Genomic DNA, 6,657 nt, shown 5'->3' with positions numbered 1-6,657 from the left:
AAGGGCCGGACCGTTCGACTTGCATGTGTTAGGCACGCCGCCAGCGTTCGTCCTGAGCCAGGATCAAACTCTCCGTAAAATTTACGAAGAACACGAGGTTCTGAGTGTCGAATGCGCCAGGACGGCAAGCATTCGACGAGCACTTCCCTCGTATCTCGATGCATTTTAAGAGATTTTGACTGCTCAAAATCATTTTTTCTCAGTTACGGCTGATTGCTCAGCTTTTACTGACGAGTTCCATTGGCGTCTTGTTGTTTAGTTTTCAAAGATCAGGACGATCTTTGTGTCGCGAGGGACACGGAAACAAGTGCGATAGTTCCACCGGAACTATCGGTCCGAGAGCGACCAAAGACCACTGCCGCATCGCGGCTGACGGAATTATATTTTACCATAACATCTTTTCGATGTCAACACTTTATTTTTTATTCCGCCCGCTGCTGCCAGCGTTTTGGCGTCGCTTGTCGTGACGCTTAATTATAATATCATGCGGATTAAGCACTGTCAACACAAAATTTTAGTTTTATTCATGGTTTCAGAGGATTTTTTGCTTCTGTTAAATATTATCTTTTCTATACTCCGAAAAGAATTCAATTGCAGATAAACTTATCTTCGCTATTACTCATATGTATTTGATTTAGGGAGTTAAATGGATTAAACTAGAAGCCAAAATTAATTTTGGTAAATGGAGGGGTTAAAATGGCAGCAGATATGCAAGAATTTCTTGAACAAGAAAGCTGGGCCGTCGTGGGAGTATCTGCAGATCCAAGTAAATACGGCAATAAAGTTTACATCCAGCTTAAAAAAGCAGGATATAACGTCTACGGGGTCAATCCAAATCTCGATAGTGTGGACGGAGATAAAATCTATCCTGACCTTGGGGCGCTTCCGATTGTGCCCGACGCTGTCAGTTTAGTTGTTCCGCCCAAAGTTACCGAGCAAGTAGTGAATAAATGTATTGAGTTAGGAATAAAAAGAGTATGGATGCAGCCCGGAAGCGAAAGTGAAGCAGCGATTCGAAACGGGGAAGAGCATGGGATCGATGTCGTCTATAATCAATGTGTTCTCATTCAAACCAGAGACAAAATCTAACAAATTACTAGATTTAAAACCGTTACCCGCACTTTAGAAGTGCGGGTTAATCATTTGTTTTTTATGGAGCGGGTGATGGGAATCGAACCCACGTAGCTAGCTTGGAAGGCTAGTGCTCTACCATTGAGCTACACCCGCATCGTTTGGTAGCAGGGGGGGGATTTGAACCCTCGAATGAGCGGGTATGAACCGCTTGCCTTAGACCACTTGGCTACCCTGCCTTGGCTCCCCGAGCAGGACTCGAACCTGCAACCTACCGGTTAACAGCCGGTTGCTCCACCATTGAGCTATCGAGGAATATTTCTGGCGGAGAAGGAGGGATTTGAACCCTCGCGGCAGTTACCCACCCTAACGGTTTAGCAAACCGTCCTCTTCAGCCACTTGAGTACTTCTCCGTACTGTATTCTGGTGCGGAAGACGGGACTTGAACCCGTACGGTGTTACCCACACGCCCCTCAAACGTGCGCGTCTGCCAGTTCCGCCACTCCCGCTTGAACGAGACTTCATTCAGGGGGATTCACCCCCACTGAATGTTAGTCGAGTCAATACTGGACTTAACCGCCCTTTGGCACCCGCCCCCTATAGAGGCGGGGGACTTAGGGCGGGTTAATTCAGTGTTAAATGGAGCCGTTAACCGGGATTGAACCGGTGACCTTATCCTTACCAAGGATACGCTCTACCAACTGAGCTATAACGGCATGTCTTAACTGCTAATTACAGTTTCCGTCTTCTAATTCACTTTTTTGATACGACCACTTCAAGAATTAAAAGTGGTGCGCTCGAAGGGATTCGAACCCCTGGCCTTCTGATTCGTAGTCAGACGCTCTATCCAGCTGAGCTACGAGCGCATTCTCCTGGAGCGGGTGACGAGATTCGAACTCGCGACTTTCACCTTGGCAAGGTGACACTCTACCACTGAGTTACACCCGCATGTTCATGGTGAGCCATCCGCGACTCGAACGCGGGACACCCTGATTAAAAGTCAGGTGCTCTACCGACTGAGCTAATGGCTCACATAAAAAGAAATGGCTGGGGTGGCTGGATTCGAACCAACGCATGCCAGAGTCAAAGTCTGGTGCCTTACCGCTTGGCGACACCCCAGTGTGAAATATATTAAATCATCAGAACTTCTGTTCGATGATTTAACCACTTGGTTGCGGGGGCCGGATTTGAACCGACGACCTTCGGGTTATGAGCCCGACGAGCTACCGCTGCTCCACCCCGCGATGATTAAATTAAAGGTTGTTAAAATAGTGGTGGGCAGGGATGGATTCGAACCACCGTACCTTTCGGAACAGATTTACAGTCTGCCGCCTTTAACCACTCGGCCACCTACCCACTATATGGCGACCCCGATCGGACTTGAACCGACGATCTCCTGCGTGACAGGCAGGCATGTTAACCACTACACCACGGGGCCATCAACGATGTGTGAGATACCATGTTCAAAGTCAAAGTCCGGACTCCTTGCATCCGGTCTCTGACCTCTGTTTTGGTGGGCGATGACAGGATCGAACTGCCGACATCCTGCTTGTAAGGCAGGCGCTCTCCCAGCTGAGCTAATCGCCCAAGAAAAATGGTGACCCGTACGGGATTCGAACCCGTGTTACCGCCGTGAAAGGGCGGTGTCTTAGGCCGCTTGACCAACGGGCCATTTTTAACGAGAACATTTGTTAGTATATCGGAATTAAAATCAATTGTCAATAGTATATTCATGGATAACTTTTGGTAGCTTTTGGATTTTCAGTTTATTAAACACTATTAGATATTAGATCTATTTAAAACTTTTTGCTCAAAAAAGGATGCGCAGGCCACAGTAAACCCGCACTTTAGAAGTGCGGGTTAATCATTTGTTTTTTATGGAGCGGGTGATGGGAATCGAACCCACGTAGCTAGCTTGGAAGGCTAGTGCTCTACCATTGAGCTACACCCGCATCGTTTGGTAGCAGGGGGGGGATTTGAACCCTCGAATGAGCGGGTATGAACCGCTTGCCTTAGACCACTTGGCTACCCTGCCTTGGCTCCCCGAGCAGGACTCGAACCTGCAACCTACCGGTTAACAGCCGGTTGCTCCACCATTGAGCTATCGAGGAATATTTCTGGCGGAGAAGGAGGGATTTGAACCCTCGCGGCAGTTACCCACCCTAACGGTTTAGCAAACCGTCCTCTTCAGCCACTTGAGTACTTCTCCGTACTGTATTCTGGTGCGGAAGACGGGACTTGAACCCGTACGGTGTTACCCACACGCCCCTCAAACGTGCGCGTCTGCCAGTTCCGCCACTCCCGCTTGAACGAGACTTCATTCAGGGGGATTCACCCCCACTGAATGTTAGTCGAGTCAATACTGGACTTAACCGCCCTTTGGCACCCGCCCCCTATAGAGGCGGGGGACTTAGGGCGGGTTAATTCAGTGTTAAATGGAGCCGTTAACCGGGATTGAACCGGTGACCTTATCCTTACCAAGGATACGCTCTACCAACTGAGCTATAACGGCATGTCTTAACTGCTAATTACAGTTTCCGTCTTCTAATTCACTTTTTTGATACGACCACTTCAAGAATTAAAAGTGGTGCGCTCGAAGGGATTCGAACCCCTGGCCTTCTGATTCGTAGTCAGACGCTCTATCCAGCTGAGCTACGAGCGCATTCTCCTGGAGCGGGTGACGAGATTCGAACTCGCGACTTTCACCTTGGCAAGGTGACACTCTACCACTGAGTTACACCCGCATGTTCATGGTGAGCCATCCGCGACTCGAACGCGGGACACCCTGATTAAAAGTCAGGTGCTCTACCGACTGAGCTAATGGCTCACATAAAAAGAAATGGCTGGGGTGGCTGGATTCGAACCAACGCATGCCAGAGTCAAAGTCTGGTGCCTTACCGCTTGGCGACACCCCAGTGTGAAATATATTAAATCATCAGAACTTCTGTTCGATGATTTAACCACTTGGTTGCGGGGGCCGGATTTGAACCGACGACCTTCGGGTTATGAGCCCGACGAGCTACCGCTGCTCCACCCCGCGATAGTAGATATATGAATGCAAGATGTGGTGACCCGTACGGGATTCGAACCCGTGTTACCGCCGTGAAAGGGCGGTGTCTTAGGCCGCTTGACCAACGGGCCACGTTCACAGTGCACTATATATGATAATGTACAGTGAATATCTTGTCAAATGTTTTTTTGAGTAATCGATCTGTAATATGTTTCCGTAAAAAGTGTTCTGAGAATGTCACATGGAAGACAAAGATTTTAATTGTAGTGTTAATTATAAATTATTTTTTACAGATTGAATTATTTTCAAAGACTCTCTGAGTGGTAATGGGGTATTTTGGTACGATATTTTCCAAAAGTACTGGGTAACATAATTGGGAATATCAAACGAGGAGGTAATTTTTGTGACAAATGCTGAAACCGTATTTGACAAACCGCAGTTCAACGAAACAAGGGTCAATAAAGTAAATAATTTTACAGGACAAGATTTGACAACAGATACCTACTATTTTAAGCCTGGGCAAGTATTAGCGTATCACCAGCACCCGGAAGGAGATCAAGTTTTTTTGATTTTGAAAGGAGAAGGTAAATTTTACCTCGATAATGGTTCCGAGGAAGTAATTGATGTTAAAGAAGGATCAATCGTTTATGTTCCTAAAGGCGTGTGGCATAAACTCGAAAACACAGGTTCTGAGATGGTAGCTTGTCAAGCGACCAAATCGGGAGCCGGGATGCAATCCAGATCCTAAGTATCTACATTCTGGTTTTAATTCTTTCAATAGCCCTTTCGGTGTTTTCCCTGGTGCCAAAAGCAGTTAAACGGAAATAACCCTCGCCGCTGGCTCCAAAACCGGCCCCCGGAGTCCCTACAATATGTGCCTTCTTCATAAGTTGGTCGAAAAACTCCCAGGATCCCATATTGTCAGGAGTCTTAAGCCAGATATAAGGGGCATTGACTCCTCCAAACACCTTATAACCGGCCTTTTCCAGGCCGTTTTTTATAATGCTTGCGTTTTCCATGTAATAATTTATTAATTCCTTTACCTGCTTTTGACCTTCCGGAGTAAAGACTGCAGCAGCTGCAGCCTGGACTGGATAAGAGACCCCGTTGAATTTGGTGGTCTGTCTTCTTAACCATAGGGAGTTCAGGCTGTGGCTCTCGCCCTTCGAGTCATAAACTTTGACATCTCTGGGAACGATGGTGTAGGCACACCGGGTACCGGTGAAGCCGGCAGTTTTGGAGAAACTTCTAAATTCTACGGCCACCTCACGTGCACCCTCAATCTCAAAGATACTGTGCGGAACCCCTTCTTCCCGAATATAAGACTCATAGGCTGCGTCAAATAAAATGATCGATCGATTTTCCCTGGCATAATCCACCCATTTCTTCAGTTCCTCTTTAGACAGAGTCATGCCGGTGGGATTATTGGGATAGCATAAGTAGATCATATCCACTTCCGTCCGTGGAAGGTCCGGCTTCATCCCGTTTTCCTCTGTACATGGGAGGTAAACGATGTTCTCAAACTGGCCTTTATCATTGAAATTACCGGTACGACCGGCCATAACATTGCTGTCAACGTAAACCGGGTAGACCGGATCCGTTACCGCCAGGATATTGTTGAGGCCGAAGAGTTCCTGAAAATTGGCTGTATCGTTTTTAGAACCATCACTGATAAAAACTTCATCAAGCTCAAGTTCTACTCCTCTTGGTTTGAAATCATGCTCAATAATTCTTTGGCTTAAGAATTCATACCCCTGTTCCGGGCCGTAACCCCTGAACGTTTCCGGCCGGGACATCTCGTCTACAGCCTGTTTCATAGCCTCAACAACCGCTGGGGGAAGAGGCTTAGTCACATCCCCAATTCCCAGCCTGATAATGTCGGCGTCAGGGTTTTCCTTTTTAAACGAATTAATTCTTCGGGCTATTTCCGAAAAAAGGTAACTCCCAGGCAGCTTTAGATAATTCTCATTCATCAAAGCCATGTCAATTTGATCCCCTTTCAGTGATATCAACAGATGTAGTTTATACTCTCTATGGCGCTATTATAGCCGTTTCTTGATTCACAAGCAAAGACTGTTCTAAAGATTTTAGTTCAGTAAAGTCTTTACGCAGTAAACAAAAGAGACTACCTTATTAGATAGTCTCTTTTGTTTACCTGGCAACGACCTACTTTCCCAGGACCCTTCGGTCCAAGTATCATCGGCCCTGGAGGTCTTAACTTCCGTGTTCGGGATGGGAACGGGTGGAACCCCTCCGGCATTGTCACCAGATGATTGAGTTAACTTCGTTCTTACGAACTCTGTTCTCTCAAAACTGCACAGATCTTTCTACCAAAGGACTTCACTCACTTTCGTTTGAGCCCCAGTGAGTTCACCTTATATGCTTAGCGTTCGAAGCCTCTCATCTTCAGACTTTCTTCATTCTGAATCCTGTCTTCTGAATCCTGACTCCTTTATTTAGGTCAAGCCCTCGACCGATTAGTACCCGTCAGCTCCATCCCTCACGGGACTTCCACATCGGGCCTATCAACCTGATCATCATTCAGGGGTCTTACCAGCTTATGCTGTGGGAAATCT

The 6,657-nt window shown here is 47.0% G+C and carries 3 protein-coding genes, 27 tRNA genes and 3 rRNA genes; 2 read left to right on the top strand and 31 right to left on the bottom strand.

Going from position 1 to position 6,657, the window contains the following annotated elements; genetic code table 11:
* A 16S ribosomal RNA gene (locus J0X21_RS03995) occupies nucleotides 1-79 on the bottom strand; the annotation flags it as partial.
* Nucleotides 80-696: 617 nt separating this feature from the next.
* Here J0X21_RS03995 and J0X21_RS03990 point away from each other — a divergent pair.
* On the top strand, nucleotides 697-1,089 hold the full coding sequence (locus J0X21_RS03990) for a CoA-binding protein (RefSeq protein ID WP_206810902.1): 393 nt from the start codon (nucleotides 697-699) through the stop codon (nucleotides 1,087-1,089).
* A gap of 64 nt (nucleotides 1,090-1,153) precedes the next feature.
* Here J0X21_RS03990 and J0X21_RS03985 read toward each other — a convergent pair.
* The 27 genes from J0X21_RS03985 to J0X21_RS03855 form a co-directional block, all read right to left on the bottom strand.
* Nucleotides 1,154-1,227: transfer RNA gene (locus J0X21_RS03985), tRNA-Gly, on the bottom strand.
* Nucleotides 1,228-1,233: 6 nt separating this feature from the next.
* Nucleotides 1,234-1,310: transfer RNA gene (locus J0X21_RS03980), tRNA-Met, on the bottom strand.
* 1 nt (nucleotide 1,311) lies between these two features.
* A tRNA-Asn gene (locus tag J0X21_RS03975) sits at nucleotides 1,312-1,386 on the bottom strand.
* Nucleotides 1,387-1,393: 7 nt separating this feature from the next.
* Nucleotides 1,394-1,484 (bottom strand) — tRNA-Ser (locus tag J0X21_RS03970).
* Between the two features lie 11 nt (nucleotides 1,485-1,495).
* A tRNA-Leu gene (locus tag J0X21_RS03965) sits at nucleotides 1,496-1,580 on the bottom strand.
* Between the two features lie 131 nt (nucleotides 1,581-1,711).
* A tRNA-Thr gene (locus tag J0X21_RS03960) sits at nucleotides 1,712-1,787 on the bottom strand.
* A 73-nt stretch (nucleotides 1,788-1,860) separates the two neighbouring features.
* Nucleotides 1,861-1,937 (bottom strand) — tRNA-Arg (locus J0X21_RS03955).
* 7 nt (nucleotides 1,938-1,944) lie between these two features.
* Nucleotides 1,945-2,019: transfer RNA gene (locus tag J0X21_RS03950), tRNA-Gly, on the bottom strand.
* Between the two features lie 7 nt (nucleotides 2,020-2,026).
* Nucleotides 2,027-2,102 (bottom strand) — tRNA-Lys (locus tag J0X21_RS03945).
* Nucleotides 2,103-2,115: 13 nt separating this feature from the next.
* A tRNA-Gln gene (locus J0X21_RS03940) sits at nucleotides 2,116-2,190 on the bottom strand.
* A gap of 50 nt (nucleotides 2,191-2,240) precedes the next feature.
* Nucleotides 2,241-2,315: transfer RNA gene (locus J0X21_RS03935), tRNA-Met, on the bottom strand.
* Between the two features lie 28 nt (nucleotides 2,316-2,343).
* Nucleotides 2,344-2,427: transfer RNA gene (locus tag J0X21_RS03930), tRNA-Tyr, on the bottom strand.
* A gap of 6 nt (nucleotides 2,428-2,433) precedes the next feature.
* Nucleotides 2,434-2,509: transfer RNA gene (locus tag J0X21_RS03925), tRNA-Asp, on the bottom strand.
* A gap of 73 nt (nucleotides 2,510-2,582) precedes the next feature.
* Nucleotides 2,583-2,658: transfer RNA gene (locus J0X21_RS03920), tRNA-Val, on the bottom strand.
* Nucleotides 2,659-2,666: 8 nt separating this feature from the next.
* A tRNA-Glu gene (locus J0X21_RS03915) sits at nucleotides 2,667-2,742 on the bottom strand.
* Nucleotides 2,743-2,949: 207 nt separating this feature from the next.
* Nucleotides 2,950-3,023 (bottom strand) — tRNA-Gly (locus J0X21_RS03910).
* 6 nt (nucleotides 3,024-3,029) lie between these two features.
* Nucleotides 3,030-3,106, bottom strand: a tRNA-Met gene (locus J0X21_RS03905).
* Nucleotide 3,107: 1 nt separating this feature from the next.
* A tRNA-Asn gene (locus J0X21_RS03900) sits at nucleotides 3,108-3,182 on the bottom strand.
* Nucleotides 3,183-3,189: 7 nt separating this feature from the next.
* A tRNA-Ser gene (locus J0X21_RS03895) sits at nucleotides 3,190-3,280 on the bottom strand.
* A gap of 11 nt (nucleotides 3,281-3,291) precedes the next feature.
* A tRNA-Leu gene (locus tag J0X21_RS03890) sits at nucleotides 3,292-3,376 on the bottom strand.
* A gap of 131 nt (nucleotides 3,377-3,507) precedes the next feature.
* Nucleotides 3,508-3,583: transfer RNA gene (locus J0X21_RS03885), tRNA-Thr, on the bottom strand.
* A 73-nt stretch (nucleotides 3,584-3,656) separates the two neighbouring features.
* A tRNA-Arg gene (locus J0X21_RS03880) sits at nucleotides 3,657-3,733 on the bottom strand.
* Nucleotides 3,734-3,740: 7 nt separating this feature from the next.
* Nucleotides 3,741-3,815: transfer RNA gene (locus J0X21_RS03875), tRNA-Gly, on the bottom strand.
* 7 nt (nucleotides 3,816-3,822) lie between these two features.
* A tRNA-Lys gene (locus J0X21_RS03870) sits at nucleotides 3,823-3,898 on the bottom strand.
* A 13-nt stretch (nucleotides 3,899-3,911) separates the two neighbouring features.
* A tRNA-Gln gene (locus J0X21_RS03865) sits at nucleotides 3,912-3,986 on the bottom strand.
* Between the two features lie 50 nt (nucleotides 3,987-4,036).
* Nucleotides 4,037-4,111, bottom strand: a tRNA-Met gene (locus tag J0X21_RS03860).
* A 25-nt stretch (nucleotides 4,112-4,136) separates the two neighbouring features.
* Nucleotides 4,137-4,212, bottom strand: a tRNA-Glu gene (locus tag J0X21_RS03855).
* A 272-nt stretch (nucleotides 4,213-4,484) separates the two neighbouring features.
* Between J0X21_RS03855 and J0X21_RS03850 the strand changes: the two genes are divergently transcribed.
* Nucleotides 4,485-4,829, top strand: a complete 345-nt coding sequence (locus tag J0X21_RS03850) for a cupin domain-containing protein (RefSeq protein ID WP_328812217.1) — start codon at nucleotides 4,485-4,487, stop codon at nucleotides 4,827-4,829.
* 4 nt (nucleotides 4,830-4,833) lie between these two features.
* Here J0X21_RS03850 and J0X21_RS03845 read toward each other — a convergent pair whose 3' ends face one another.
* From J0X21_RS03845 to J0X21_RS03835, 3 genes are all read right to left on the bottom strand, one after another.
* Nucleotides 4,834-6,063 carry an LL-diaminopimelate aminotransferase gene (locus tag J0X21_RS03845; RefSeq protein WP_206810901.1) on the bottom strand — a complete coding sequence of 410 codons (1,230 nt, stop codon included), beginning with the start codon at nucleotides 6,061-6,063 and terminating at the stop codon, nucleotides 4,834-4,836.
* Between the two features lie 171 nt (nucleotides 6,064-6,234).
* Nucleotides 6,235-6,351, bottom strand: a 5S ribosomal RNA gene (rrf, locus tag J0X21_RS03840).
* A gap of 187 nt (nucleotides 6,352-6,538) precedes the next feature.
* A 23S ribosomal RNA gene (locus J0X21_RS03835) occupies nucleotides 6,539-6,657 on the bottom strand; the annotation flags it as partial.

The organism is Paradesulfitobacterium ferrireducens, assembly GCF_017310645.1.
GTDB classification, from domain to species: Bacteria; Bacillota; Desulfitobacteriia; order Desulfitobacteriales; family Desulfitobacteriaceae; genus Paradesulfitobacterium; species Paradesulfitobacterium ferrireducens.
This window is presented reverse-complemented; position numbering and strand designations above follow the sequence as displayed.